25 protein-coding genes and 2 pseudogenes are annotated in these 25,588 nt (G+C 60.9%); 12 read left to right on the plus strand and 15 right to left on the minus strand.

Features of this window, described 5'->3' with window-relative positions; genetic code table 11:
• Nucleotides 1–12: 12 nt before the first annotated feature.
• Entirely contained in the window at nucleotides 13–357 is a 345-nt protein-coding gene (locus HCU64_RS19480; RefSeq protein ID WP_233385875.1) for a hypothetical protein, read from the minus strand.
• Nucleotides 358–1,191: 834 nt separating this feature from the next.
• On the opposite strand from HCU64_RS19480, the gene HCU64_RS19485 reads away from it, so the two are divergent.
• From HCU64_RS19485 to HCU64_RS19520, 8 genes are read left to right on the plus strand one after another with little or no spacing between them, the layout of a single operon-like run.
• Nucleotides 1,192–1,515 (plus strand): hypothetical protein, encoded by a 324-nt coding sequence (locus HCU64_RS19485; protein ID WP_233385876.1) that lies wholly within the window; start codon nucleotides 1,192–1,194, stop codon nucleotides 1,513–1,515.
• Nucleotides 1,512–1,895, plus strand: a complete 384-nt coding sequence (locus HCU64_RS19490) for a helix-turn-helix domain-containing protein (RefSeq protein WP_233385877.1) — start codon at nucleotides 1,512–1,514, stop codon at nucleotides 1,893–1,895. The genes HCU64_RS19485 and HCU64_RS19490 overlap by 4 nt, the downstream gene beginning before the upstream one ends.
• Nucleotides 1,895–2,899: an ImmA/IrrE family metallo-endopeptidase gene (locus HCU64_RS19495; RefSeq protein ID WP_233385878.1), complete on the plus strand. Its 1,005-nt coding sequence runs from the start codon at nucleotides 1,895–1,897 to the stop codon at nucleotides 2,897–2,899. The genes HCU64_RS19490 and HCU64_RS19495 overlap by 1 nt, the downstream gene beginning before the upstream one ends.
• The gene (locus HCU64_RS19500) at nucleotides 2,899–3,555 is read left to right on the plus strand and encodes a C1 family peptidase (protein WP_233385909.1); all 657 of its coding nucleotides are present in this window, start codon (nucleotides 2,899–2,901) and stop codon (nucleotides 3,553–3,555) included. Before HCU64_RS19495 ends, HCU64_RS19500 begins: the two co-directional genes overlap by 1 nt.
• Nucleotides 3,555–4,367 carry a hypothetical protein gene (locus HCU64_RS19505; protein ID WP_233385879.1) on the plus strand — a complete coding sequence of 271 codons (813 nt, stop codon included), beginning with the start codon at nucleotides 3,555–3,557 and terminating at the stop codon, nucleotides 4,365–4,367. Before HCU64_RS19500 ends, HCU64_RS19505 begins: the two co-directional genes overlap by 1 nt.
• 8 nt (nucleotides 4,368–4,375) lie before the next feature.
• Entirely contained in the window at nucleotides 4,376–4,975 is a 600-nt protein-coding gene (locus tag HCU64_RS19510; protein ID WP_233385880.1) for a hypothetical protein, read from the plus strand.
• Nucleotides 4,972–5,808, plus strand: coding sequence for a dCTP deaminase domain-containing protein (locus HCU64_RS19515; RefSeq protein WP_233385881.1), 837 nt, complete (start codon nucleotides 4,972–4,974; stop codon nucleotides 5,806–5,808). The genes HCU64_RS19510 and HCU64_RS19515 overlap by 4 nt, the downstream gene beginning before the upstream one ends.
• A 25-nt stretch (nucleotides 5,809–5,833) precedes the next feature.
• Nucleotides 5,834–6,883: a nucleotide kinase domain-containing protein gene (locus HCU64_RS19520; RefSeq protein ID WP_233385882.1), complete on the plus strand. Its 1,050-nt coding sequence runs from the start codon at nucleotides 5,834–5,836 to the stop codon at nucleotides 6,881–6,883.
• 15 nt (nucleotides 6,884–6,898) lie between these two features.
• Here the strand turns inward: HCU64_RS19520 and HCU64_RS19525 are convergent, their stop codons facing one another.
• The 3 genes and pseudogenes from HCU64_RS19525 to HCU64_RS19535 form a co-directional block, all read right to left on the minus strand.
• Complete coding sequence (locus HCU64_RS19525) at nucleotides 6,899–7,966, minus strand: nucleotide-binding protein (protein WP_233385883.1); 1,068 nt, start codon at nucleotides 7,964–7,966, stop codon at nucleotides 6,899–6,901.
• A pseudogene (locus HCU64_RS19530) lies at nucleotides 7,966–8,502 on the minus strand (recombinase family protein); the annotation flags it as partial. The pseudogene HCU64_RS19530 and the gene HCU64_RS19525, both read right to left, overlap by 1 nt.
• Nucleotides 8,503–8,888: 386 nt before the next feature.
• A complete protein-coding gene (locus tag HCU64_RS19535) occupies nucleotides 8,889–9,212 on the minus strand; it encodes a hypothetical protein (RefSeq protein WP_233385884.1) in 324 nt (107 codons plus the stop codon).
• Nucleotides 9,213–9,455: 243 nt separating this feature from the next.
• On the opposite strand from HCU64_RS19535, the gene HCU64_RS19540 reads away from it, so the two are divergent.
• The gene (locus HCU64_RS19540; protein WP_233385885.1) at nucleotides 9,456–11,159 is read left to right on the plus strand and encodes a type IV secretory system conjugative DNA transfer family protein; all 1,704 of its coding nucleotides are present in this window, start codon (nucleotides 9,456–9,458) and stop codon (nucleotides 11,157–11,159) included.
• A 21-nt stretch (nucleotides 11,160–11,180) separates the two neighbouring features.
• Here HCU64_RS19540 and HCU64_RS19545 read toward each other — a convergent pair whose 3' ends face one another.
• Genes HCU64_RS19545 through HCU64_RS19555 form a run of 3 tightly spaced genes read right to left on the minus strand, consistent with a single transcriptional unit; the run spans nucleotide 11,181 to nucleotide 12,979 of the window.
• A complete protein-coding gene (locus HCU64_RS19545) occupies nucleotides 11,181–11,759 on the minus strand; it encodes a hypothetical protein (RefSeq protein WP_233385886.1) in 579 nt (192 codons plus the stop codon).
• Nucleotides 11,756–12,475, minus strand: coding sequence for a hypothetical protein (locus tag HCU64_RS19550; protein WP_233385887.1), 720 nt, complete (start codon nucleotides 12,473–12,475; stop codon nucleotides 11,756–11,758). Before HCU64_RS19550 ends, HCU64_RS19545 begins: the two co-directional genes overlap by 4 nt.
• 3 nt (nucleotides 12,476–12,478) lie before the next feature.
• Nucleotides 12,479–12,979 carry a hypothetical protein gene (locus tag HCU64_RS19555; RefSeq protein ID WP_233385888.1) on the minus strand — a complete coding sequence of 167 codons (501 nt, stop codon included), beginning with the start codon at nucleotides 12,977–12,979 and terminating at the stop codon, nucleotides 12,479–12,481.
• 354 nt (nucleotides 12,980–13,333) lie between these two features.
• On the opposite strand from HCU64_RS19555, the gene HCU64_RS19560 reads away from it, so the two are divergent.
• Together HCU64_RS19560 and mobF are read left to right on the plus strand one after the other, a co-directional pair.
• A complete protein-coding gene (locus tag HCU64_RS19560; RefSeq protein ID WP_233385889.1) occupies nucleotides 13,334–13,609 on the plus strand; it encodes a hypothetical protein in 276 nt (91 codons plus the stop codon).
• Nucleotides 13,606–16,503 (plus strand): MobF family relaxase, encoded by a 2,898-nt coding sequence (mobF, locus tag HCU64_RS19565; protein ID WP_233385890.1) that lies wholly within the window; start codon nucleotides 13,606–13,608, stop codon nucleotides 16,501–16,503. Before HCU64_RS19560 ends, mobF begins: the two co-directional genes overlap by 4 nt.
• Before the next feature lie 220 nt (nucleotides 16,504–16,723).
• On the opposite strand, the gene HCU64_RS19570 is transcribed toward mobF, so the two are convergent.
• The 4 genes from HCU64_RS19570 to HCU64_RS19585 form a co-directional block, all read right to left on the minus strand.
• Nucleotides 16,724–17,679, minus strand: a protein-coding gene (locus HCU64_RS19570; protein WP_233385891.1) for an IS630 family transposase whose coding sequence is annotated in 2 segments (ribosomal slippage) — nucleotides 16,724–17,340 and nucleotides 17,340–17,679 — 957 coding nt in all. Because the reading frame shifts where the segments join, the coding sequence is not laid out codon by codon here.
• Between the two features lie 297 nt (nucleotides 17,680–17,976).
• Nucleotides 17,977–18,231: a hypothetical protein gene (locus HCU64_RS19575; RefSeq protein WP_233385892.1), complete on the minus strand. Its 255-nt coding sequence runs from the start codon at nucleotides 18,229–18,231 to the stop codon at nucleotides 17,977–17,979.
• Between the two features lie 123 nt (nucleotides 18,232–18,354).
• Nucleotides 18,355–18,954, minus strand: a complete 600-nt coding sequence (locus HCU64_RS19580) for a phasin family protein (RefSeq protein ID WP_233385893.1) — start codon at nucleotides 18,952–18,954, stop codon at nucleotides 18,355–18,357.
• A gap of 642 nt (nucleotides 18,955–19,596) precedes the next feature.
• Nucleotides 19,597–19,857, minus strand: coding sequence for a hypothetical protein (locus tag HCU64_RS19585; protein ID WP_233385894.1), 261 nt, complete (start codon nucleotides 19,855–19,857; stop codon nucleotides 19,597–19,599).
• 1,066 nt (nucleotides 19,858–20,923) lie between these two features.
• Here HCU64_RS19585 and HCU64_RS19590 point away from each other — a divergent pair.
• Nucleotides 20,924–21,508: pseudogene (locus HCU64_RS19590) on the plus strand (transposase); the annotation flags it as partial.
• Between the two features lie 861 nt (nucleotides 21,509–22,369).
• Here HCU64_RS19590 and HCU64_RS19595 read toward each other — a convergent pair.
• From HCU64_RS19595 to HCU64_RS19610, 4 genes are all read right to left on the minus strand, one after another.
• On the minus strand, nucleotides 22,370–23,107 hold the full coding sequence (locus tag HCU64_RS19595) for a hypothetical protein (protein ID WP_233385895.1): 738 nt from the start codon (nucleotides 23,105–23,107) through the stop codon (nucleotides 22,370–22,372).
• A gap of 196 nt (nucleotides 23,108–23,303) precedes the next feature.
• The gene (locus tag HCU64_RS19600; protein WP_233385896.1) at nucleotides 23,304–23,855 is read right to left on the minus strand and encodes an HAD domain-containing protein; all 552 of its coding nucleotides are present in this window, start codon (nucleotides 23,853–23,855) and stop codon (nucleotides 23,304–23,306) included.
• Between the two features lie 252 nt (nucleotides 23,856–24,107).
• A complete protein-coding gene (locus HCU64_RS19605; protein ID WP_233385897.1) occupies nucleotides 24,108–24,284 on the minus strand; it encodes a hypothetical protein in 177 nt (58 codons plus the stop codon).
• Nucleotides 24,285–24,645: 361 nt separating this feature from the next.
• Nucleotides 24,646–25,588 (minus strand): major royal jelly family protein (locus tag HCU64_RS19610; protein WP_233385898.1); only part of this gene is annotated, 943 nt, incomplete at its 5' end.

Consider the following 25,588-nt stretch of genomic DNA (forward strand, 5'->3'; position numbering starts at 1 on the left):
GTCCGTGAGCTGTCATGGCTTGGTGCCGATCTCACGCAAAATCGCATCGAGCGCTTGGCCGAGATAGGTCTCAAGCACGTCGAGCTCTGCCCGACCGACCGGCACAGGGCGCGAAAGATCGTCAACGACACGAAACGCATCGCCGTCAGCCTCGCGCGCAAACGCTCGCTTGCCCCGCCGCATCGGCGACGGAACCTGCTGAACGAGCAGACGATCAACCAGCAGCTCTCCCGGTCGCCCGGTGGCTCGGTGTGTCCGCTTATGCTTGGCGCCGGCTACCGCGCCCGCTTGTTTTAGTCCCGGCTTTTCCGCGCGTGATGCGCTGCCCGCCGATGGGGCACGAGATTCATACGCCACATGACACGTGAGGTCCCACGCCGACCGGCGGCCTACGCATCCGGGGCTGACCGCCGGTCAGCGTGGGATGGCTTCCTCACCTTCCCTGGAGCGGCCTGCCGGGCGGCAAGACCTCCAAGGAGGCCCAGCAGATCGACAGGCACCGTCAGGATTCGGCCAAGCTTCGCAGAACGCAAGGGCTTATTTCGGCGGATCGAAACCAATGGTCGACGCGAACTACGTATCAGACGCCGCGTTGTGACCGATCTACAAGCTGCCAGCCCAACGCGGATGATTCGCGTTGGGTATCCCGCAAGCCTTTTTGGTCTAGGCCCCAAGGATCGGCTCTCCCTTCGAACGCAACGGCGTCCTTCGGCCTCCGTGAGGCACGTTGCAGATCGGTCCGAGCTGCCGTCAGCTTTTGACCCTTCGCGGACATTCGGAAGGTCCGCTTCTGGGCTGGCCATCTGATTAAGTCGGTTATCGTCGCCCCTCTGCCGATGATGCCTCAATGCGCAAACCGGATTTTGAGCCGTTTTAAATGGGCTACGCTCTGCGCTCGAGTGCGCTGGAGTAGGATAAAGCAAAGTAAAACAGCATCTTAGCTCTTCGTATCCTACGCCGGAGCTCGTTCGTGGTCGAAACCCTCGGCATCTCAATCTCCTTCTGACGAGGCTTAGAACCAGCGGCAGCCTTAGTGAAGATCGTTCCGCAGCCCGCCACGCCTTCGGTAGCGCCGTCGATCCGCTGCTCGGCACCAGCCTGAAGGTTTGTCAGCACCACCGCAAACTGCGTGTTTGAAAATCGAACATAAATATGCCATATGGTGTGAATGTCGCACGAGGGACACACGCTATGACCAGCGAACCCTACTCCGAAGAGGCGTTGCTCGACGACCTTCGCAGCTGGTGGGATGACGAGGTCGGAGACGGCGATCCGTTCGCTGATCCCAAGCCAGCCAGCGGCACAATTTTCGATGTCATACCCACCATAGACTCGCTCGGCGCCGTGAACGGTCTGCTCACGATAGAGAAGCACGTCGGTTTCGAAGTGCCGCCGCGAGTCATCCGCCCCGGTGGGTACGCCAGCTTTGAAGACATGACGGCTGACCTCCTGCCCAAAGTACGGGCGATGGTCGCGCGCCGTCAGTCAGCACCTCGCAGGAAGGAAGCCGCATGACCCAAGCAAAGCGCATCGGACGCGCCCCGCCGAGCGCGATCGCCACGGACGGCAGCGACCGTGCGGGCCTCGGCTCACGCCTCAAAGAGGCTCGCGAGTACCTCGGCTTGTCTCAAGATGAGGTCGCGAAAGCCCTCGACCTCCCCCGGTCCGCCGTATCGCTGATGGAGACCGGACAGCGTAAGGTCGATGCCATTGAGCTGAAGCGTCTTGCGGAAATCTATCAGCGTCCGATCGCGTTCTTTACGGGCGAAGCCGGCGAGCCTGCGCCGGTGCCGGAGACGGTGCAGCACCTCGCACGGACCGCCGCGAAATTGACTGATCGCGACCGTGAGGAACTCCTGCAGTTCGCGCAGTTCCTCCAGGCGAGGAACCGCTAGTGACCCGGCGCGAGGCCATCCTGGAGGGGGCGCAAAGTGCAGCCCGGCTGCACGACCGATTGGGCGTGCGCAGGCAGGTTGAGGCGCGCGCCGGTTCTGTCGATGTGTTTGGGGCCATTCTCGCCCTTGGCACGCCGCTTATCTTCCGGCCGCTACAAGGCCTGCTCGGTGCCTGCCTGCCTGGGCCAGGTATCATGATCTCGACCGAGCGACCTCTCCCCATCCAGCGTTTCACCGGCGCGCATGAACTCGGGCATGTCGCGCTGGGGCACGACTCGAGTCTGGACGGCGATGAGATCCTCCGGCGCATCGGGCACAACAGCGGCGATACTGTTGTCTCCGAGCTAGAAGTTGCGGCGGACAGCTTCGCCTCAGCGTTTCTGCTCCCCAAGTGGCTCCTGCAGATGCACGCCCGCCGGCAGGGCTGGAACCGCGCCAGCATGGCGGATCCCCACATTGTCTACCAACTCTCGTTGCGGGTTGGAGCGAGCTATTCGGCGACATGCGTCGCGCTCGAACGGCACGACATCATCAACGAGACCACGCGTGAGGCGCTGCAAGCGAAACCACGCCGGACGATTAAGGCTGAGTTGCTCGACGGCGTGGAGGTCGACAATTTCTTCCCCGATGTTTGGCTACTGACGGAACGCGACGAGGGCTCCACAATAGAAGGTCAGCCCGACGATGTGTTCGTGCTCCGTCTGGAAGAGCAGGGGGGAGCCGGCTACCTCTGGACGACATCTGGCCTGATCGACTCAGGTTTCGCTATCCTGCGCGATCGGCGCGAGGTGCCGCCGCCAACCGTGGCTGTGGGCGGCCCCGTGACGCGCGCGCTCACCGCCCGCCGCACCGAGCCGGCGAAGGGCAGCTTCTCGCTCGAGCTGAGGCGCCCGTGGCTGAAAACGGGCACGCCGCTCGCGGCACTGCGCGTCGCCTACGACCTCCAAGGGAAAGAGGTCGGCATGCCCCGCGCCACTCGACGGCATCTCCGACTGGCTGCGTGATGACGATAATGGCGCTTCGAGACCTGCGGCCTCAGCTTGGACCTGCCCGGAACCAGGGGAGTCGTCCGACCTGTATCGCTTTCGCCTTTAGCGACGGACACGCCGCGGCGCGTAAGCACCCCACCCCTCTTTCGGTCGAACATCTGTACTACAATGCCGTCCAGCGCACGCCTGGCAATGATCCGGACCAGGGCGTCACCATGCCAGTCTGCATCAGCGCGCTCGCTGCGGACGGCCAATGCCACGAAGCCGGATGGGCCTATCTAGATCCGATTGGCGACCGGGCGACTTGGTCACCGCCCGCGACTGCAAAACCTGTATTTCGGAAGCGGTCCGCGCTCGAAGGAACGTCGGTCGACCGGATCATAGAGGAGCTTGATGCAGATCGGCCCGTCGTCATCGCGCTACTGCTGGGGGAGCGGTTTTACCTTCCCGATGCGCAAGGTCGGGTAATCGCTGGCCAGAGCGATTTGGATACGGACTACCACGCGGTGCTAGCTGTAGGTCACGGCCGAGACGGAGCGGACTCTTACGTCCTGGTGCGCAACTCGTGGGGTCTCGAATGGGGCCTTGATGGCCATTCTTGGGTTTCGGCCGACTACCTTCGGCCTCGCCTTTATGCGCTCGCGCGCTTTCCCGAAGAGGAGACGGTCTGATGAAGCCGATCCAAGCCGAAACTTGTGTCGATGCCTGGCTCCAAGGCTGCGATCATCTCCTCCTTCAGGAGCAGGATGCTTGGCGCGACTACAATCTCGTTAGCGAGATCGCCAATCCGCTCTCGCTCCCTGCAGACCATCGGGCGGTGGTTGAGACGCTGAGCGCCTTCCTTGTTCAGCGCGGAGGCCTGCCGTTCAGCACGGTGGTGAACACCATCTTTCCGGCCCAGCTTTATCAGCGACACGGGGCCGTTGGCGTTTACGAGCGATACGTCACCGACGTCCTGCCGCAAGTGCTGAAGCATCCCGACTGTTCGTGGGGCACCTACGCGCAGCGCATCCTTTGCCGCGTCGATCCAGACGGAACCGAGTTCAGTCCTCTCAAGGTGTTGATTGCTAAGTTGAAGAGTCAACTCGCGATCAGCGGCACCAATCGCGGCACCTACGAGCTGGGTATGCTCGACCCAGTGCTGGACATTCCGATTTACGATCCAGCGAGCAGCGACCGTACACGCCCTAATGGGGGTCCTTGCCTGAGCCATATCAGCGTCAAGTTGACCGCAGACCACCGGCTCATGCTGACTGGCTTCTACCGCTCACACTATTGGATCCAGCGAACACTCGGTAATCTGTTCGGACTCGCCCACCTTCAGAATTTCATCGCGCGAGAGGCCGGGCTGAAGCTGGGGCCTCTCGTCTGCCACTCGTCGATGGCGCAGCTGGAACTGAGCTCGAAGAAGTGGGGCACTGGCCAGGTCCGCGATCTTGTCGCGCGCTGCCACCAAGCCCGCTCTATGGCCCTGGCCGCATAGGGATGCACATGACAGTCACCGCGCCTGCACTCATGCTCGACCTGCAATGGACCCAGCTCTCGCACGACGAGCGCTACCACAAGGACGTTGTCCTCCTGCCCTTGGGCGAGCGCGTGAAGCACATGGCCCTCCACATGGCCAAGTATGTGGGCTACCTCGCCGAGATCGACGGCGACGATCCCGACCGCGTGTCGCGCATTCTAGTCGACGCCTTCATCATCACCCTGGCGACGGCCAACACGCTCAACCAGGACCTTGGGCGCGATCTCGCCGCTCCCAACGGGAGCGGCTTAGACCTCTCCAAGATCGGGCACGATCTGGCAGCGGAGCTCGCGACCACCAACGATGTCTCGGGGCTGCTACGCACCTTCGCCCGACACGCCGGCGCACTCGCCAAGGCATGCGAGTCGCTAGACCACATGGAGTCATTCCCGTTCCGCAACGCGATGCGCGAGAGCAATCTGGCACTGTTCAAGCTAGTAGTAGCGGCCGCAGCCGTACGGTCTCTGGACCTGGCCGCTCTCTATGCCGCCCGGCTACGCGTCGTCGAGGAGCGTTCCATTTTTGACGCCCGTCTTCGCGACGTCGCACCGGTTGCGGCCCAATGAGCTACTGGAGCGGGGAGACCCTCGCCGAGCGCCTTCCCGGCCTTGTCTCGCCTTATGAAGCCGCGCAGATCGATTGTGCGGCGTATCGCCTGCGCGTCGGCCAGGAAGTCTACATCTCGCCCACCGGCGAAGCGAAGGACGCCGCGACCAAGACGAAGGTGCCGCTCGATGCCGGTGAAGCGTTCACCGTTCCCCCGGGCCAATTCGCATTTCTCCTCACCGAAGAGCGGGTCACCGTGCCGAAGAGCGCTTTGGCCTTCATCTCGGTCAGGGCCACCGTAAAGTTTCGCGGGCTCGTCAACGTCTCGGGTTTCCACGTCGACCCTGGCTACACTGGGCGCCTCGTCTTCTCGGTCTTCAACGCCGGGCCCGGCCCGGTTCACCTCGCGCGCGGGGACGATTGCTTCCTCATCTGGTATGCCGATCTCGATCGTGAGACTGCGCTCACGAAGACCGGCCCCGGCTTTGACGACATCCCAACCAAGCTCATCAACCCGATCGCCGGCGAGATCCAGTCGTTCGCCGGACTGCTCGCCAAGATCGAAGCCACCGACAAGCGCATGGACGCGGTCAGCCACGAGCAGAACCTCGTCCGCGTGATCGGCCTCGTCCTCTTGGCGGCAATCGTCGGATGGTTCATCCGCGAGGTGACCGCGTCGCGAACCGTCGCCATCGCACCGCCTGCAGTACAGACCTCGACGAGCGCGCAAATTGCGCCAGAACGCGCTGAACCGCGCCCGACCTTGCCAGTCCAGCCTTTAACTCCGCCCGAAGGTTCGGCTACTAACGTCGCACCGCGGGCGCCGCAGCCGACCAAGCCCACAAATCCGTGACGGGCAGCTGCTCGCCGGCGTCCTGATGACGGCGAGTGCGATGGTTCCGAGCGAAGTTCTTGATTCCTATTGGCGGTTCGCGGCCGAGCGACAAGCGATCCTGTTCCGCCGGCTCGCCGGAGAGCCTGGCCCTTGGACCAACGATCCAATCCTTCGCGCGTATCGCTTCACAAACGCCTACCGAGTGGCCGACCGGGTCAGCCAATATCTCATTCGGGAGGTTCAGCAGCGAGCGGATCGTAGCCAAGAGCCGAACGAGATCTTTTTCCGAACCATCCTGTTCAAGCTCTTCAACCGTATCGACACCTGGGAGGCGCTTGAGGATTCCTTGGGGCCGCTCGCGTGGAAAACAGTTGATCTCGTGAAAGCAGTGTCGGTCCTGGATGCGCGCCAAGCCGCTGGCACGCGGAACTACTCCGCGGCCTACATCATGCCGCCGCCCGCTCTGGGCCACGCCCGTAAGCACCGCAACCATCTCGCGCTTCTGGAGCGCATGATGCAGGACAGGCTTCCAGATCGACTCCGCCAGGCACCTTCGCTTGCCGACGTTTACGATAAGCTGCTGCGCTACCCAGGCCTCGGTCCATTCCTGGCCTTTCAGTACGCCATCGACCTCAACTACGCGGACCTGCTCGACTTCGACGAGAACGATTTTGTGGTCGCCGGTCCAGGCGCCCTCGATGGCATCGCGAAATGCTTTGTGAGCACCGGCGGCCGCTCGCCCAGGACCGTGATCGAGTGGATGGTTGAACATCAGGATGCGGAGTTCGATCGACTCGGCCTGACCTTCCAGCGCCTTGGTGGGCGCAGGCTTCACCTGATCGACTGTCAAAACCTGTTCTGCGAGATCTCCAAATATGCTCGCGTCGCCCATCCCAAGATTAGGGGCCTGTTGGGACGGACGCAGATCAAGCAGACCTATCGCGTGGACGCGAGCCCGGCAGAACCGATTGTGCTTCCGCGCCGCTGGGCCGCAGAGCTCACCGCGGCGCCCCTTCAGGCGTTGCAGGGCGTGTCCGCCGAAGCCCGGCGCAAGGCCGCGACGACGCTCGCGACCATCGCTGCACATGCGTAGCCGTGGCAGCCTTGATCACTTCTTGGCCCGCTTCTTCTTGCCCTTCCCCTTCCTCGGCTTGTCGTCGTCCACTTCGCGCTGAAACGTCACATAATCCTTCCAGGCTTTCCCGTTCGTCTTGTGGATGTTGATCTCGATGTAGGCCTCTCTCAGCCGGTCGAGGATTGTCACGAGCGCCTTCATCATCTCACGCCGAGCGCCGTCAATTTCGTTCCAGATCGCCTGACGATCGGTCGGCAACGGCAAGTCTCCCGGATTGCTGAAGACGTGAAGCCGGCCGCTCGGCGTATCATGATATTGCTCGTCATGGGCGAGCGCCCGCGTCCAAGCCTGGAACAGGGTATCGACGGCGTCGCGGAGGACGGGGTCATAGAGGCTGAACAGGCTGTTTGCGACCACGCCACGGAAGTTCTCAAAGAACCAGATCGCCCTGTCCGAGATAGCGTACGGCAGATCGAGGATGTGCTGGTCCAACGTCGGAAGGTGGAGCGAGCGCATGAGCCAGTTCATGTTCTCGACGTCGTGGTCGTGCTCAATCTTCTCCCGCGTCAATCCCCTAAGTTCAGCCGGACGCTTTGGGTTCTTCGCCAGTACGGCGCCGACAGCGACCTCGAGGAACGCTGCTAGGGCGTCCCGCTTCGCCTTCAGATCACTTTCCGCGAGCCGGTACGGGCTCGCACGGTTCTGAATGAAATCGAACGGTAAGTCGCCGGGAAAGCTGCCGTGCTCCTCGTTGAACAACAGGATGACACGGTCCCAGCCGAGCGTGGCGACCGCGTAGCCCAACTCATACCCGACGTTCGGGTTGGGGCAAGGTCGAGTCGCGCCAGGCGACGTCACAGTTGTCACGTCGGCGATGAAAACGGTCGCGGCTTCGATCTTCTCAAGAATCTTCAGAGCGATGTTGGGGCTGCCCGACGTGTCGCGCGTCGCTTCGTCGGGCACGAGCTTCAAAGCCGGATCGGCCGCTTCGAGGCGCTTGCAAGCTAGGGCCAGGGCCGCTCTGATCGCGTTGAGGTTTGTCTTCTTCGGAGAGTCGCTCTGCCACGAATAGAAGACATGAACACTGCTCTTTTTCGGCATCAACGCTGATCCCGCGTCGACGTCGGCTTGAGCGCCTTGTGCAGCGTAGATCGATGAACGCCAAGTGTTCGCGCTATTTCCGAGACACTGGCCTCCGGATCATTCAGTAGTCTTTTCGCCATCCGCACCTTCTCCGGATTGAGCTTCGGAGGACGACCGCCTTTTCGTCTTCGCGCCCGTGCCGCCGCGAGACCCGCTTGAGTTCGCTCGCGGATCAACTCTCGTTCGAACTGAGCGAGTGCTCCGAACAGATGAAAGATCAAACGCCCATTCGGCATGGTCGTGTCGATGCCTTCGCCGAGACTGCGCAGGCCGACCCCGCTGTCTTTTAGGCGTTGCACGATCTCGATCAGATGTGGGAGCGATCGCGCAAGGCGATCAAGCCGCCACACGACTAGAGTATCGCCGCGCCGAAGGTGGCTTACGATGTCGGCGAGAACCGGGCGACTCGCGTTGGCGCCAGAAGCATGTTCCGAAAAAAGGCGCTCGCAGCCGGCTGCGGCCAGCGCATCGAGCTGGAGGCGAGTGCTCTGCTCATCCGTCGAGACTCATCGTACCCAATCAGCATGTCGCAGAACTTAGCAATGCCCCCGGATTCGCGACACTGATTTTTCGACGATTTTCGCGCCGCTGGATGGCCTTCTCCGATGCTGATTAACGATCTGTCGAGAAAATTATCGTTTGCGCGACTGAAGATGTGTGCTTTCCGACAAGCACCGGAGTTCCGCTCATGGCGCAAAGGAGTGATGAGTGCGGTAATGATCAGCTTGGTTGAGTGGACAGCGGTCGATCCGCTTTATTTGAGATCAAAAATCAATTAATGTTTACAAAATCAATCCTGGCGCCGTCTTGGCGCCAGGCAATAGCTTCATCGGTCGCTATCTAGATGATTTACTGGATTTAGAGCAGGCAACAATTTATATTATGCTTTAATTGCCAGAAATATTTTCAATACATCGGAGGGAATAGCCATCCTGACCATCCCTGGGGCAGTTTCTTGTACGGCGCTCACTGCTTGTTCCGTTTTTTCTTCATCGGTCATCGAATTCCAGCGATTGGCGAATTCAAAACGCAATGCAGCATCGCGCTCACGTGAACGTTTTTGCGCTAGTATAAGGCTATCGAATGTCCCGGTGATTGTGCCGATTGTATCCTGGGTATGGCCGCTGTGTACGTATTTATTGCGTACCAATTCAAGTAGTTGTTCCGCATTATATGCATATGGTCCAAGATTTGACTCAGCCATGTAATTCTCTCTGACATGATTGCGGATCCAGCATCATCAGGCCCGCTTCCTAATTCTTTTCTACTCGATGCCCGCACATTTCTTGCTCGCGTCGAGATAACAGACTTACAGAAAAGAGGAATCTATCGCAAGATTTCTTTGAGAATTACGTTTTAATGACAATTTTATGCAAAACTTCAGCAATCGATGCTTCATTGAAGGCTATGACATTCGCGCATCGATATTGAAGAGCTACGTTCGCCAATGGTAACACCGAGCCTCCCGATCAGAGTCTTCCTTGCGCTGATTGTGGACATTGCCATCCTGATACTCGCCTACCCTGTCGTCTTCGTTCTCGTGCACGGGCTCAATCCTGCCGGCTGGCCGACGGGCGAGCTGGACCCACTGGCTTGGTTCGAGCATCTCACGCATCTCACTGAGCCGAAGCACGCCCTGGCGGCGATCGCCGTCTTGTATGAGACCTCGGTGGGCCAGGCGACCGCTCTGCACTATGGCGGGGCACCGGTCTTCTACGGCCTGATGGGCCTTCTCGCCCTCGTGCCCTTTCTCATCATCAGCCGCGGCCAACGTATGGCGGCCCGCCACGGCTCGACCCGATATGGCAACGCGCACTGGGCCTATCCGAAGGACGTGAAGCGAATGCGGCGCGGCCTGGAGCTCGGGCGTGATCCAAAGACCGGTCGTGCCGTTCGTGTCATTGTTGAGGGCAATTTGCTCACGATCGCACCGCCCAGATCCGGTAAGACCAGCGGCCTAATATTGCCGAATCTCGTCATGCCCGAGGTTGGCGCCTGGGGCGGTCCGGTCGTGGTCATCGACCCGAAAGGTGACGCATACAGAGCGGCGCGACGCCGTCGCGAAGCGATGGGGCGGCAGGTTCATTGTCTTGACCCACTTGGCTTGATCGGCGGAACGGATCGTTGGAATCCGCTCCTTCACACCAACCCGAGCGATACGACAGCGCTTCTGGCCACAGCTGCGGCTATGCTGCCAGAAGCGAAAGACGACTTGGAAGCTGGTCAATATTTCCGGAGCAGAGCCAGCGTTCTTCTGGCCGCTGCAATGCGTCAGGCACTCTCAGGTAACGACACCGACGCGGCAATCGTAGCGGCTTCCAATCTAGTCGGCGATCCCGATCGTTTCGCCGCTGCGCTGATAGCGACTAAGGACAAGCTTTCCGAGGATGCTCTCAGCATTTTAGGGTTCGATTCTCGCTCACGTGATCCTCTGCTCTCGACGGCCGCACAGGCATTGCAATTCCTGCTGGATGAGCGGCTACGCGCCGTCATGTCCGACCATACCTTCGATCTGACTGATCTTGCCGGCGGCAATCTCGATCTCTTTATCGTGACGCCCGCGGACGAACGCCGGAAAATCCTCGCGCCTTATCTGCGCTGGTTACTCGCCGAGCTTTTCGCGACGATCCGCAAAAATCGTCCCTCTGAACGCATTGTCGTCTTCATCGACGAAGCCGCCGTCCTTGGCCGGTTTGACGCCATCTCGAAGGGTGTCGGCGAGCTGCCGGGCTACGGGGTCTCGATCTGGAGCTTCTGGCAGAATCGGGCTCAGATTATCGATACCTATGGTCAAGCGGGGGCTGATAACCTTTTCGGAACGGCCGAGGTGACGACGCTGTTCAACACGAGCCGCGTTCTTCCGGACGAGGCAGAGTACTGGTCGAGAGCGATCGGAACTTTCACGGGTGTCGACACCGAGGAAGTTGCCGGTCCCGGAGGCGGTACGATTATTAAGAGGCGCCCTGTCGAGGAGCGGCTCGTTCCCGCAACCGAGCTCAATGGAATCACGCAGCGTCAGGCCATCCACTTCCTGTCTGGCTCAGCGCATACGTCCGATCCGCTGTTGCTCGACAAGACACGGCCGTTTGTTGAAGAGCGCTTCGCTGGCCTGCTCGATACCGTTGCACCGGTCGGCCCCCTCAAGATCTGAGGCCTGATCGCCGTTCGCGCTTCAGCGCGCAAACTGCAACACAGCGAGCGGGATGACGGCTGTGAGATAACCTTGACCCGGCATCCATTGGCGTGCCTCCGCCTGCGCACCATCGATGCGGCGAACCTGCAGGTGCAGGCCAGCTGAGAGGGCGGCAGCTTCGCGTCTTCCATCCGGATGGACCAGCGTGACCACCATCCGGTTTCGTAGCGTCGCCCGTTCCGCACTTCGCATCCATGCAAATCCCACGAGGGCGCCAAGAATGGCGAGTCCTACGGCGGGACCGCGCAGCCTTCGCATGAGCCTGATGCCCCGCACGCGCCGAGCGAGCCGAGAGAAGGCCCCGGTCAATCGCGGCTTGCGCAAACCCGATTGAAGAGATTGCCGCAGCGTCGCGCGGTCGCTCGCAACGAGCGCAGGATCGTCCAAGGCCGCGAGGCGGGCATCCGGCGGAGACCGCAACAAATCGGCCATGAGCTCATGACTGCGCGCTTCGACAGCGGCTTGAGCGCTGGCGGCGTCGATTCGGGCCTGCCGGATCGACGCCTTGGGAGATAAGGCCGCGCGTTTGGGGCTGGTCTTCGTCGGCGACGCACTCATCCGACCAGCCAGGTCGCCGCAGGCTCGACCGCTTGCATCGCCTCCAGGCGGATGCGGGTGAGATCGCGCAGGATGCGGGCACCGAGCGCGAGACCATGCTTCTCGTTCAGCTTGGCGGCATCCAGTCTCGGAATCGAAGCGAGGCCGCCGGCCTGGAGCAGTTCGGCCGCCCTTTCCTCCATCACCTGCTCGGCGAGGTGAGTGACGGCTGCGCCATCGGCGATTCTCGCGAGCAGCTTGGCCTCGACCTCGCCACGCAGGCGGTTCTCGATCAGGAAGCGTGCGGTGGCGAAGGGCTTGGCCCGCACCATCAGTTTGGGTGCTTCGGCGAGCGCACCGGGCTCGGCAGTGACCAGAACGAGAATCCCGACCGCGACTCCCGCGGCATTGAGATCAGGGCCGAGATCGGCGAGCAGCGTCAGCAGCGAGCCGCTGGTATTGGCTCCGACATCCACGATGGTCGGCAGGCGCGCCCGCGTCATCGCATTGACGATGGGGTCGAACTCGCTGCGGGCGGCGCGGCCGCCGGTGCGCTCGATCTCTTCACGAGCCGCTCGCATCGAGAAGAAGCTCACACGCTCGCCGAGTTCTAGAAGTCTCTGCGAGGCGTCGATCTCGATCACGGGACTGTCGGGCACGGCCTCTGCGAGGGCCCGGGCTACCAAGCTTTTTCCGACGCCGCCCTTATCCTGGACGACGAGCAACATACGCGGCATGAATCAATCCTTTTTCAGCAGTTCTTGGATGTGTTCGAGGCTTCTGCGTCTGATCACATCTTCTGTGTCCGACAGAGCAGCATGCTTTTCGTCGGCTATAGCGGGCCGCGTCAGCTCGGCAGCGAGCCGAACCGGACTGCTCATCTTTGCGGGAGCCTGCATGCAGACGGGGCGGACGAGATCGGCGCGCGCTAGACGCTCAGCCTCTCTTGCTGCCCTGCGCCGATCCTGCCGCTCGACGCTGGCGATAAGCGCCGTGAGACGTCGGCCGGTCAGTGCAGCGCCATGGCTCTGCGTCACGCCTTGGGCTGCCAGCCCCGCAGCGAGATCGACCCAGGTCGCTCCCTCCGCGTGCAGGCGCTGCAACAGGTCGAGATGGTGGCGAACGACCGCCATCGCGCCGGTCAGCCGGCGAGACCCCGGCGCCAAAGCAGGCGACCGCGTCTCGCGCAGGCGCGCGACATCGCTTTTGAGACGAGCTGGATCGAGATGACGTGTCGGCATGAGCCAACATCGCCGACGCGCCGCGCCTTAACCGGGCCCCCGGTGTGGATCTAAGGTCGAGGTTGCTTGAACCTCGATCCAGACATGGGGTCGGGGTAAGGCGCGGCGCGTCGGCGATGTGAAGCTGTCAAAAACGTCGCCCGCTTCGCCATTAAGGTCAAGCCGGAAAGGCCACAGAGGGCCACAAGAGGACTACGAAAGGACCACAAAAGGCCAACAAGCTTGAGGGGATCACACCACACGCACTAAAGCTGCTCGGCGTTAACCGTAACGCTGCAGACCGCCGACCCAGGTCTTGTCGCCGCATCGAATCCGACGCCACGATCGATGCCCGTACTCCCGCCTGGGATTTCTATGTCGGCCCTTCGATCTCTAACCATCGAGCTTGATAGCAATCTCGGTTCGCGTCTCAAGGAGGCAGCCGATCGCACCGGCCTGACACCTGCGGAACTCGTATTGCGAGCGCTGGGAAACGAACTCGACGGCCTTACGGCTTACGCCCGCATCACCGACGAGATCAATCGGGTCAAAGATGGGCTCGCCTCCCTTGCCGGCCTCGTCGGCGAAGCTCTCGCGGAACCGTCAGCGGGTGAGGTCGCCTCCATCTGCCGGTACAGGACTGGCGCGTGACGGCCAGCCTCCATACTCTTGGATCAGGAGCGAGAGCGGGAAGCTACTATACCAACGACCCGCACCGCGAAGCGCACAACCGCGACGAGTACTACGCCAAGGATGGCGGCGGTCGTTGGTGGTCGAGTAACAGCAGCCTCGTTCGCAACGGATCGGCGATCGATCTCAAGAGCTTCCAGGATCTCTGCTCCGGGCGCGATCCGAGAACAGGCAAGTCGCTCGTACGCGGTGCAGGAGAAGGCCACAGGGCCGGCTGGGACGTGACCCTGACGACCCCGAAGTCCTTTTCGATCCTTTGGGCGATTGGGGGTGGCAACCAGCGCGCGCAACTCGAAGCGATCCATGCGGCTGCAGTGACGGAGGCCTTGCAGTTCGTACTCGATGAAGAACTCCTCGATGTTCGGCTTGGCGTCGGCGGCTATCGACGCGAGCAGCCTACAGATTTGATCGTCGGCCGCTTCGATCATTATACGACTAGGGCTGGCGACCCCAATTGTCATACCCATTGCGTTTTAATAAATGCGGCAAGATGTGCAGACCAAAAATATCGTACACTTGAACCTGAGCGGCTGTTTAACTGGCAGAAAGTCGTTGGCTCGGCATATCGCGCTGCTCTGGCTGAGAGTTTACAGCGAGAATTCGGATTAAGTCTCCGCCCGGCGGGGCAGTGCCAGTTCGAGATCCGCGGCATCCCCGAGGAGGTGATCACGGCCTTTTCCAAGCGCTCCACTGCCATCGAGGCGGCGGTTGGGGGGAACCGCTCGTCGGCTTCCGGAGCACAGAAGGAGGTCGCAGCGCTGTCGACGCGGAGCGCCAAGGAAGACTTGCCGACCGGGGCCGAACTAGAGAAACGCTGGCGGCAAGAACTTCGGGCCTTCGACATCGCCCCATGGACGGCTGTCCGAACGGCAGCGCGGCTGCCCGTTGTCGATCATGAGCAAGATCGTTCTCTAGAACCGAACCTCGATCCACCTGATATCGTCGGCGATACGCCGGTGGCACGCGCCGCCTCTGCGCTGCTTCGTCACCAGACTGTAGTTCACCGAAAGGATCTGATTGAGCAGGCTCTCAATGAGGCTTCGCTCCAAGGCGCCGGCATTTCCGCCATACGCGCCGAGCTTGCCGCGCTGGAAGGGCAGGGACTGCTCGTCCGGCTCAACACATCCGATCGGGAGGCCTGCTGGACGACACCCGGCATCGCGGCCGCAGAGGCCGCGTTGCTGCGGGCAGCCGACCGACGTGAAGCCGCACCGCGTTTTCTGCCCGAAGCTGTCTTGTCGGCAGTCGAGGCTGCCCCTCAACTCTCGACGGAGCAGAGAGAAGCCGTCTTCCATGTAACAGGACCTTCGGCGGGCGGCGTCAGCGTTCTGGAGGCTGGGGCCGGCACGGGGAAGACCACCACCGCCCAGGTTATCGTCGAAGCCGCGAGATCTTCAGGATTGACGGTCGTCGGCCTGGCTCCGAGCTGGACGGCGGCCGATGAACTGAAGGCTTCAACAGGGATCGAAAGCTTCGCCATCGCCAAATGGCGACACGACCTCCAGCACGGGCGCCTTCCTCCGCTCGACGCCAACACCCTCATCATCTGCGACGAAGCCGGTATGGTCGGCACGAGGGACATGTCGTTCGTTCTCGCGGCGGCCGCAGCGGCTCCTGGCGGAGGTGCGCGGGCGATCCTGCTCGGCGACCGGAGGCAACTTGCTGCTGTTTCGGGTGGCTCGGCCTTGCGCGCGGTCGTCGATGTGCTTGGCCGCCACGCGACCCTGGCGCAAGTCCGGAGGCAGGAGTTGCCCTGGCAGCGCGCTGCCTCGATCCTGATGGCACGGGGTGACGTGGAGGCCGGAATCCGAGCCTATGCACGGCACGGGCGCATCGACTTGGTCAGCGGCGTGGCTGCAACGCAGGAGAGGGCCATCGAATTGTGGACGCAGGCGCGTGCCCGCCATGGCGATGGTGAGGTCCTCATCGTGACCCGACGAAACCGGGACGCCGCCGAACTGAACGCTGCCTCGCGTGCCATTCTGCGCGCGGAGGGAAAGATCATTGGACCCGACATTGAGGTTCACACGCGAGACCGCGAGAACAAGCCGGCGGTCATGCATCTGGCCATCGGCGACAAAATCCGCTTTGGCGAGGCTATCAAGCGCCATCAGGTTCGCAATGGCACCCGCGCGACCGTTGCTGCGATCGGGCCTGACGAAGCCGGTAAGCTTCGCCTGACGGTGAGCCTGGAAAATGGCCGCATGATCGAGGATGCCTACACGGCCTTCGTGCGTGATCCGGTACCCGGGCGGAAGCCTGCGGCGATGCTGCCGCGCATCAGCGCGGCCTATGCCGGCACGGCAAACTCCGTGCAAGGCAGAACGTCGGCTGCATGTGTATACGTCGGAATGACGGCCGGCGATGCGCGGGAATGCTATGTCGGCCTGACACGCCATCGCAAGGATGCGTGGCTGGTAGTCGAGCGTGACCGGCTGGAGGCGGCTGCCCGCGCTCGATTATCCGATCCACGCATGGTGCCGAGCCGGACCGAACTCTACGAACGGTTGTTCGCGGAAGCGCGGCGCTATGCCGAAAAGGTCAATGTTGTCGACCATGTCGACGACCGCGTGGCCTTCGTAGGTTCTGGTGCGATCCCTTCGCCGCGGCCAGACGTTTCGCTGAACCTTCTTAAAGGCTTCGAAGCGGGCCAAGCGCTTAGTAGGGTAATCAAGGAATTTGCAGAAACGCCGCGTCTTGCGCTTTGGCAGCTTGGTCAGCTGACGAGGACAATAGAGAAGACAGTTTCGCAGGGTTACATGCGAATAGTGAGTGCACTGCGAACAGCTCCCCTGCGAGAGGCTACGTCGCCACAACACGAGACGGTGCGATCGTCAACGACCATCGAGCGATAATTGAAAGCTGACCGATAAGGAGGGGAGGGGTCGTTGGCTCGACGACGCTGAGATGTCGGCTTTGCGCCCAACCTGGTCATTCCGAATATCGACCTGAGTGCTCGATAGCGGACGTGATCAGCGGACCGCTGACGACCGGGCCGGGTGGTTTTCAGCCCGTCTGCTTCCAAGCGGCAAATGCCCCTAAGCGGACCTGGCCCAAAGCTAGAGCCGCTGCCGATCATGCTGGATCGTATGCATCGTATCCAGCGGCGGCGAGGTAGTTGCGACACTCGTCCGGGGTGAACGCGGCGAGTGCCTGGCGGATCGCCTGTTTGAGATCGGTGATGGTTCGCGCCGCAGCGGAGCGGAGGAGCGCCTTCAGCTTGGCGAAGGCTTGCTCGATCGGGTTGAGGTCGGGCGAGTAGGGCGGCAGGTAGAGGAGGCGCGCACCGGCCGCCTGGACGGCCTTGCGCACGCCCGCGACTTTGTGGGCCGGGAGATTGTCCAGGATCACCGTGTCGCCCGGCCTCAGGGTCGGGACCAGGATGTCGGTCACGTAGGCGCGGAAGCGCTCGCCGTTCGTCGCTCCGTCGAACATCGTCGTGGCGGCCAGGCCGCTGGCGCGGAGCGCGGCCGTGATGGTGGTGGTTTTCCAGTGTCCCTGTGGGACGCCGACCCGGCAGCGCTCGCCACGTGGGGCTCGGCCATAGCGGCGCGCCATGGCCGTGGTCGCCGCGGTCTCGTCGAGGAAGACGAGGCTGTCGGGATCGAGTTCGTCTTGGCTCTCGAACCAGTCCTCGCGCTCGGCCTTTACGTCGGACCGATCCTGCTCGGCCGCGTGGCCTGTGTTTTTTTGCGCGTGATCCCGTGCCGCTTGAAGAAGCGAGACAGGCCGCTCTCGCTCGTGGCGACGCCCCGCTCGGCCAGCAGGCCCCGCAACTCCGACAGGAAGATCGTCGGTTGCGCCTCGTAGAGGCTCAGGATCAGGTCCGCGTGCGCCTCGACGTGCTGCGAGCGCCGGTCGCCGCCCTGCGGCTTGGCCGCCACCCGACCCTCCTGCGTGAAGCTTTCCTGCCAGCGGATGGCGCTGGACGGGCTGACCCCGAAGCGCCGCGCTGCGCCCCGACGCGAGGAGCCTTCCTCCACGGCATGCACGACGCGCTCACGCAGATCGGACGACAATGGCGACGACATCGACCCTCCTGTCGGAAAGCCGAAAGAAAATCAGATCAGCCCGATCCTGAAAACCCAGGTCGACTCCCCCTGATCCGCGGCGGCTCTAGATGGCGGCGGCCGTGGGTAGCCGGAAGGCCAGATCTAATATCCCATTCGGCACGATCGACCTGCTGCTTTGAGCTCTCAATACTATCGGACCGAAGGGTTTCGCAGAGATCTCGGAACCGGCGCTTCTGCTGATCAGGCGTAAGCGTCTGAGCTTCGCTTTCGGGCGAGGCCTCTCGGGGCAGATTGTCGTTGGAGGCCGGCATGAGCTCAGAACCTTCGGGCAGCCAAGAGCCGCTTCGCGTTGGTAGCAACGTGCTGACGGTACCGGGCGATCACCGATTCCGGCGAGCCGCCCGACATAAGCGTTTGCGCAGCCTCCATACCGGCGTGGATCTTCTCGATCACCATGGACTGCATCTCGGCGTGGCTCTCGCTGCCGCCCCAGGCGAGACGGACAAGCCTCAGCTCGATGACTTTCTGTGATTCAAGAATCAGCTTTGCGAATGCAAATGGATCGGACATTTAATCTTCGAAGCTAAGCATGTGGATATAAACTCCGCGGAAGTTGTGGAGGCGGTAGTACTCACCGCCCCCAGCAATCTCTGAGTCAACGATGCGCTTCTAATTCAAGGGCAACAGCCGAGTTCAGCGGGCTTGCGAAACATTAGCAAAGGTCTTGCTCGCTTCATCGACAGCCCGAGAAGACGTCTCCGTAAGGGTCTTGCTATCTTGCATCATGCCTTCAAGGCCTTCTCGCACCAGCGTACTCTGAATTGTCATGGCTTCTTGGACAGACGTCGCGCGCGTCAGCTTGTTGAATCCATCCATATTGCGTTGGAACTGCTTCTGACCAAGTTCGAACAGAGTGCGCGACGCATCCTGAATTGCTTGGTTTAAAATGGTTCCGCATCGAGTAATCGCTTCGATGTTCTGCTGGGATTGAAAAGCGAGCTGATCACTGTCCTGTCCTGAGAAGCCTAGCTTTTTCGAAAAGCGTTCAGCTGCCTGACGAGCCTGTTGAGACGCTGTTTCAAAGCTGTTCTGCATGAGATGCTGGGTCGTTTTCGCCGCCTTTTCGCGCAGATCGACGAGCTTATCGGCACCTTCCCGCGCTACTTCGACAAACTGCTTCCCCTGCTCAGCGGCACGCTGCGCACCCGTATCGCTAGCCGCCCTCAAACCCCCTGCAGAAGGCGCGCTCGGGCTGCTCTGCCGTCCATGGTCGTTATTTTGATTGTTCGACATACAAATATCTCCAACGCGCTTTTGCAAAAACAGAACGATATCCGGATCAATCTGAATTCGTTATGGAGCAACTGATAACGTTGTTGCAGCGCAACAAAGCGCGTTATTAGCCAGAATGGCAAGCTTTGAAATCAAAATATATCAAATAATATTTTGGAACAAAAAATAATACGAATTCAAAATCACATAAATTATTGAGCTAACAAGGCTATTCCTTGAGTTGCTCAAGTTCAAAGCCATTTTATTCCTAAAAGATGAGCCCGTGGTTGGACCCGGTCAAATCAGTCAATCCCAATTCTGACTGTCGAGAGAGCAGGACCCCTTCATATGATTCGCAATCGTCATCATCAGCTCGTCGAGCGTATTGTAATGAAGCGAGATCCCGTTCAGTCGGCCCGTTGATTCGATCAAGATCTCGAAATTGGACCCGTGTTTCACAGTGCCTAGGCTACGGCCCAATGGGTCTTTCAGCGTCCACGATCGCCCATCAGATCCAGTCGGCGTGAGAATGACGTCCACGGTTTAATAACCCTCCCAAGGCGCTAGGCGCATCGCCGGCAAACACCGTCGAGCAAGGCTTTCACACCAATGAACACAGCATCCGCTTCTGCGATTTTGTCCGAAAATATGAGAGAGTAAGTGTCAAAGCTTCTCGCGTTGGGCGTAGGGCGGGATATCGACAAGCGTACCGATCAATCGGAGCAAGGCTTGTTGCTCTGGCTTTTCAGTCCCGTTGCTCAGGAAGGCGCCGAGTTCGACGTGGCTTCGCTGTCGTCCCGAAGGGCCGCCCGGCTGGTAGATAATGAATGCCCGGCCGTTGCTTGGTTCGCGGCCGAGGTACCACGTCTCGCCGCTAGCGGCTTGATAAAGCTCTCTTCGATCTGACACCTTGCTTCGCTCCATCAGTAGTTGAACTCCTACGTTTTCGGAGGAGAGTAATTTCTGGAACGACCTCCGTCAGTTGCTCGTCTCGGGCAAGCCGGGCTGCTTTCAAGCGAACGATGTTCTCGTCGCGAGCGGTCGATTTTGCATGCACTTCGGCCCAAGCCCTCGTCGCACATTCGGCGCGGTCGGCCGCCTTCGCCAGCTTCGTAGCAGCTCGAGCTTGCTGACTAGTTTGATCCATAAACATTCAATATCCCAATGATTTTCGATTACGTTAAGAGATGAAACGCTTCAGAGAATTAAATAATTTTCAGGCATATAGAGTAGTAAGATGTATCGAAACACCAACGAATGCTGGCACTCCGCATGATAATATAGCCGGCTTCAGTATGTGACGTACCTTGCGCTGGGCGCTTGGCTATCGGGCGTATCCCATGCGCGTCAGTGCTACCGCTCTCGCATCACCAACCATCTGAGCCATCTCTAAGGTAGCGAAGGAGCTCATGGCGTGCTCCGAATGCCCTCCATCCTCAGCGATTACGACCCATCTGAAACGCCCGGCATTGACGGTACAGGGCCGAGTATATGCCTTGAAATTTCGAGTGAGCGGCCTGTTCATAATGTATGGTGTCATAGCGCCACCAATAAGTACATTTAAATATTTATAGTAAAATCTAAACATTTAGATGGTCAAATCCCAGTCGCCGCATTATTATCTCAGATTTGTCAATGGGAATTCTGTAATTTTCAAACAATTCTGCTAATGCAGTCATTTTATCTTGAGAATTCAGATTCATATCTAGCAAAAATACGACAAGCGAGTCGGCGGCTGCCATCATACGGAGCTGGTGTTTGATGATAGACGTTGGTGGTAGAGATATTTTTTACCGAATCGGATGGTGGTATTCATACGCTGGTTCCGCCGCTCAGTATTTTCAAATGTTTTTCGACGAGCAAATCGACCATCACGCCAGAATTTTCTTCTGCATGTTAACGGATCATCGTCATTAAGGTTGCAGAGACCTGACCGGCTGCTTTTGGACCGGCTGATTGAGAGGATCAGCCGGGACCGGAGGAGTTGGGAATGAAGCAAGGACAGAGGCCGAGCGCGGAGCAGGTTGTGCTGATGCTGCGCCAGATCGAGGTACAGACGGCACAAGGCAAGAGCATCGCCATTGCCTGCAAGAGGCGGATCTCTCCGAGCAGAGCTATTATCGCTGGCGCAAGGAATACGGCGGCCTGAAGGTCGATCAGGCTAGGAAGATAAAGGATTTGGAGCGCGAGAACGCGCGGCTTCGTCGTTTGGTAGCTGACCTGTCCTTGGAAAAGCAGGTGCTGGCGGACGTCGCCTCGGGACACTTCTAGCCCCCGAGCGACGCCGGCAGGCGGCCGACGGCATCCGGGAGAAGTATGGTCTCTCGGAACGTCACGCCTGCCGGATCGTCAGCCAGCATCGAGGCACGCAACGCTACGTGCCACGCTGCTGGCCGACGAGGATGCACTGACCCGCGCCATCATCGCTATGGCGTTCGAGTTCGGGTGCTGTGGCTACCGCCGCGTCACCGTGCTTCTGCAGGCAGACGGCTGGCAGGTGGGCGAGGACCGGGTCCAGCGCATTTGGCGTCGCGAGGGACTGAAGGTTCCCAGCCGACATAGACCACGCGGCAAGCCGGTCGTGCTCTACACGTTCCGCCACGTCGCGGCCGCAAGAATGAAGCTCATGTTCGAGCCGGCCGCGGTGGCGGCGATGTTGGGCCATGGGTCCGACGAGACCGCACTGTCGCACTAGGCGAGGGCCCACACCGCGAAGGGCTAGGCCGACATCCTCAACAGGCAGTCGGCCCGCAACATGCGGTCCGTTCGCAGGATCTACATCCCCGTTATGGATAAAACCGACGGATACGCTCCTGCGCCGCGTCCGTAGGCGCTCGAAACAACTCGGCCCCGCCGCCTGATCTGATCACGGGTCGGCCGGGGGAGTTTCGGATCTCACCGGCGGTTGAGCCGATACGCAACGCGGCTCGACCAAGATGATGACAACGGCAGGTTAGGCACCTTTCGTCACAATCGCGGACGATGATCCCGTATCGAGACCTCGCCCATCACGCAGACCGAGCGGCTCTGGCCATCGCAATGAGATCGGCGGCGGTGAGTGACTTCGGGGGCATCGGATCTCGGTAATCGTCTGCGGCCGGAATGGGCGGGGTGTTCGACAGCGATCGGCGCGAAGAGATCCAGAGGGTTCGTCCACCTCGAATAGCCTTGGCCGCCGCACGTACTGTCATGGTCGTCTCCAATGTCAGGAAACGGCCAAGCTAGAATCCGATTGACGACGAACCGTTCTTGACAGCGGGCAATGTGATGCTTCGCGGAGCGCCCGTTTTGACTGACGTCGCTACTCCGCTTCCTCCTCGATCAGGCACGGATCGTTGTCGTTGTCGGCATTGCTGACCCGCTTCGAGACCGGCCACGCCTTCCGCACGCTGCCTCGGCCGGCTTCAGGTCCTACAAAATCGCGGCGCCACCTCGATCAAGCGGTCACAGGTGTTCTACCGAAGGCTTCGCCCACCGTACGACGCAGAGCATCCAAGCAGCGTGCCAGCAAGCGCGAGAGAGGGGAGCGCCATAGCCCGAGCCCATCGTCGCAAAGCGGGTCGTTGACCACGGGACTCCCGTCTCGGCCGACAAGAACATTCCCGATGTTCGGATCGAGCCCACGCGGAGAGACTACACGCAAGGTGGCGACGTACGCCTCGTAATCGGGCCACGCGGCCCTAAAATGCTCTCGGATACCGTCGAAGCTTGAGTGATCGACGAAAGGCTCGTGCGCGGGCCATTCCGCCTTGAACCGGTCGCGGACGCCCTCGTCCATCGCGAGGTCAGGATGATCTGCGATGACGGCGTGAGCATAGGCCAGCCACCAGACATCGCGCGTCGGAGTTGTCAGGCGAGAGCCGACGGTCATCAACGCGCCGCAGGGGCTGACGTACAGATCGTGGACACACGGTGCATGCGGCCCGTCGGAGCCCGCAAATCCTTTGCGAAGCAGGGCCGCATAATCGCCGAATCCGTCGGCCTTGCGTGCGAAGCGAACGATGACGTTCGGGTGGTCCAGGTGCGCATGGACCGTGCCATGGTACCCGAAACCAATCTCGGTCCAACCTGTGGCGATGAGCGAGGCATAGGACTTTTCAGCCGACCGTTCCGCGATGCCCAAAGCGGCAAGTGAGGGATTCGACGTGCTCGCCTGATTCTTGAATCCAAACATCGCAGCCACTCCTTCCTGCCAGTCGACGTCCCGACGCGACGATCTCTCGGCCGCCGCACGCGTGCAGCAGCTTGGAGAAGCCGGACGGGCAGGTCCGGCAGAGGTCAGGGCGACCGTGTCGATGTCGGGAGCAGCATGACGATGTCGTCATCCCACTGTCATGGAATGATCGGTGTCTCGGGAAAGTTCAATAGCGTCAGGAGCGTAAATCAGCGGATGACGCAAATGCGTTGTCCTGACGCATCATGCGCCGGGCCGCGGCCATCCCCGCCAGGAGGGTGCGGGCTCGGATCCCGTCCGCTTCACAGAGCCCATGCTCCGCAACGGGCCGGACATGCCGTCCCGCATGGGCGGGACCGACCTCGACGTCGTCGAGGACGAGATAGTGCATGATGTGATTTCGGGTCGCGTGCTCGGCGATCTCTTCGCCGCGCCCCGCTTGCTCGGCGGGGTGCATCCCGCCCGTCTGCGCATCCCAGCTCGCGGGCAGAATGGCTGTACGCCAGTCGGCATGAAAGCAGTCCCCGGGTAGGCCGGCTTCGACGAGCGTCGGACGGCAATCGGCGATGCGCCATGTCGATGAAACGACGACCCGAGCATCGAACTCCCGTACCAAGGCGGCGACCAGGCTAACTCTGGCAGGATCAAGCACGTCCTTTCCTGCCTGCCGTTGATATCCGACCGTCGTCACAACGCCGTCCACGTCCAGGTAGACCGCGATCGGCCGTGCCAATCGATCGTCGTTCAATGGGCGCCCCGTTCCGCGTAGCGGCCCTGCATTCGCCCCTGCGCGCCGTTGACGCGCGGTAGCAGCCGCCCAGCTTCTATTGATTTCTCCATTTTGCTGATTTTTTGCCCGCACTCGGCGAAATTCGACGAGACGGAGAGTTGGTTCAAGAACGTTAGAACGCTGGCAAAAGGCAGCTTCGATCCAAAGATCCAGGGGGCGTCCGACTCTGGTGGTATGAGCCTGACGAGCTACCAGGCTGCTATAGGTCGCTCACTTCGTTAAAACCGCCGTGTTGCCGATGAATTCAGCACCCAACAGCATCGTGCCGAAGGTGAGGACGGTCAGCGCGACAGCCGGATAACACAACCCGCTGTCCCCAAACCAGCCGAAGACGGCGACCGCGACCAGCAGCTCCATCGCACCGATGATTCCGAGAAGCCTTCCCACGTCGCCCTCGCTTTGATTGAGGGACAACGTAGCATTTAACTTGCTGCTGCCGCTGGTTTTGACCCAGCGCGTGGATTTTGGCCAACCTTTAGACTTGGCCGTTGGGCGATGTCGGCTTGGGGGGCAGCGGAACGGCGTGTCATTCTCAGGTCGGCGGCCGCGGCACCTTGAACTCGACGGTTTCGCCTGAGCGGATTGAGGATCAGCATGCCGGCGCGTCCGCTTGAGGTGTCTGGAGAACGCAGCGCCTCGCTGATGGAGTCCGCTGAGCGGGCGCGAAAGAAGACAGCCAAGGCGGCGGAGCGCGTTGCAGGCGCCTAATCGATTTCCGTCCGTCACCGACAGCCCCAGGCCCTGGGAGCTAATCCTGACGGGGCTTGATCGCCCAGAGTTCGGTCGGGAGGCTGATGGGTGCTCCGGGATTGTAGTCGGCCGAGTCCTGAATGTGAGACGTCGTCACATAGACCGTGCCATCAGGACCTTCGGAGAACGTGTCCGGCCAGCGTAGTTGCGGATCCTGGACCAATGTCGTCAGTCCGGAATTCGTGCCGGCGAGGTCTCGTACCTTCACCGCATTGTCCTGCGGCGAGGACACGTACATGCGACCGTCCTTCTTAGCGATCAGCAAGCCATCAGCGGGTCCGTTCTCGCCGACCGTGATGATCTTGGATCCCAGCGTCTTGTCGCTCAGCAACTCGGGCACGAACGACGCCGTCGCCCAACCGGTCAGGGCATCGGTCGGGATGCCATAGAGCGTTTTGCCCTTGATGGCCTGCCAGTACAGCGTCTTGCCGTCGGGTGAGAGAGCGATTCCATCGGCAGAGAATTCGACGCCGCGCCCGTCCGGCCGGCGCAGTGGCTTGCCGTCATAGGTCACGGTGACCGACTTGTCCGGCATGGTCGTGGTATGGCCGGACAGGACGCGTTTGGCCGAGCCGCTGTCGATGTCGACCACGATCAGGGCACCCTCGGCACCAGAATCCGTCAGAAACGCCGTCTTGCCGTCGGGCGAGATGCGTACGTCGTTGATGTAGGACGCCTGCATCACGGTGCTGGTGTCGAAGGGAATGGTCTTCACGACCTTGTTGGTCTTCAAGTCGATGCCGACAAGCTTGACGCCGTCCTTGACCACGGCTCCCATCGCGGGCGCGGCGGCATCGACGACCCAGAGCCGGTCTTGGCCGTCGGCGACGACGCTCTGCACGCAGACGAAGTGGTTCTTGGGGTCGACCTCGTCCTTCTTCGCGTTGCGCCAGGAGTTCCATTCGTCGTCCGGGTAGGCGACCAGCTTGCCGTCTTTGAGC

Origin of the sequence: Methylobacterium sp. C25 (assembly GCF_021352225.1) — a bacterium.
GTDB lineage: Bacteria > Pseudomonadota > Alphaproteobacteria > Rhizobiales > Beijerinckiaceae > Methylobacterium.

Bases quoted from the DNA above. Each gene is read 5' to 3' on its own strand.
- HCU64_RS19485 (WP_233385876.1), top strand. From the start codon at position 1,192: ATGACCAGCGAACCCTACTCCGAAGAGGCGTTGCTCGACGACCTTCGC.
- HCU64_RS19490 (WP_233385877.1), top strand. From the start codon at position 1,512: ATGACCCAAGCAAAGCGCATCGGACGCGCCCCGCCGAGCGCGATCGCC.
- HCU64_RS19500 (WP_233385909.1), top strand. From the start codon at position 2,899: ATGACGATAATGGCGCTTCGAGACCTGCGGCCTCAGCTTGGACCTGCC.
- HCU64_RS19505 (WP_233385879.1), top strand. From the start codon at position 3,555: ATGAAGCCGATCCAAGCCGAAACTTGTGTCGATGCCTGGCTCCAAGGC.
- HCU64_RS19510 (WP_233385880.1), top strand. From the start codon at position 4,376: ATGACAGTCACCGCGCCTGCACTCATGCTCGACCTGCAATGGACCCAG.
- HCU64_RS19515 (WP_233385881.1), top strand. From the start codon at position 4,972: ATGAGCTACTGGAGCGGGGAGACCCTCGCCGAGCGCCTTCCCGGCCTT.
- HCU64_RS19520 (WP_233385882.1), top strand. From the start codon at position 5,834: ATGACGGCGAGTGCGATGGTTCCGAGCGAAGTTCTTGATTCCTATTGG.
- HCU64_RS19525 (WP_233385883.1), bottom strand. From the start codon at position 7,966: ATGCCGAAAAAGAGCAGTGTTCATGTCTTCTATTCGTGGCAGAGCGAC.
- HCU64_RS19535 (WP_233385884.1), bottom strand. From the start codon at position 9,212: ATGGCTGAGTCAAATCTTGGACCATATGCATATAATGCGGAACAACTA.
- HCU64_RS19540 (WP_233385885.1), top strand. From the start codon at position 9,456: ATGGTAACACCGAGCCTCCCGATCAGAGTCTTCCTTGCGCTGATTGTG.
- HCU64_RS19545 (WP_233385886.1), bottom strand. From the start codon at position 11,759: ATGAGTGCGTCGCCGACGAAGACCAGCCCCAAACGCGCGGCCTTATCT.
- HCU64_RS19550 (WP_233385887.1), bottom strand. From the start codon at position 12,475: ATGCCGCGTATGTTGCTCGTCGTCCAGGATAAGGGCGGCGTCGGAAAA.
- HCU64_RS19555 (WP_233385888.1), bottom strand. From the start codon at position 12,979: ATGCCGACACGTCATCTCGATCCAGCTCGTCTCAAAAGCGATGTCGCG.
- HCU64_RS19560 (WP_233385889.1), top strand. From the start codon at position 13,334: ATGTCGGCCCTTCGATCTCTAACCATCGAGCTTGATAGCAATCTCGGT.
- HCU64_RS19575 (WP_233385892.1), bottom strand. From the start codon at position 18,231: ATGTCCGATCCATTTGCATTCGCAAAGCTGATTCTTGAATCACAGAAA.
- HCU64_RS19580 (WP_233385893.1), bottom strand. From the start codon at position 18,954: ATGTCGAACAATCAAAATAACGACCATGGACGGCAGAGCAGCCCGAGC.
- HCU64_RS19585 (WP_233385894.1), bottom strand. From the start codon at position 19,857: ATGGAGCGAAGCAAGGTGTCAGATCGAAGAGAGCTTTATCAAGCCGCT.
- HCU64_RS19595 (WP_233385895.1), bottom strand. From the start codon at position 23,107: ATGTTTGGATTCAAGAATCAGGCGAGCACGTCGAATCCCTCACTTGCC.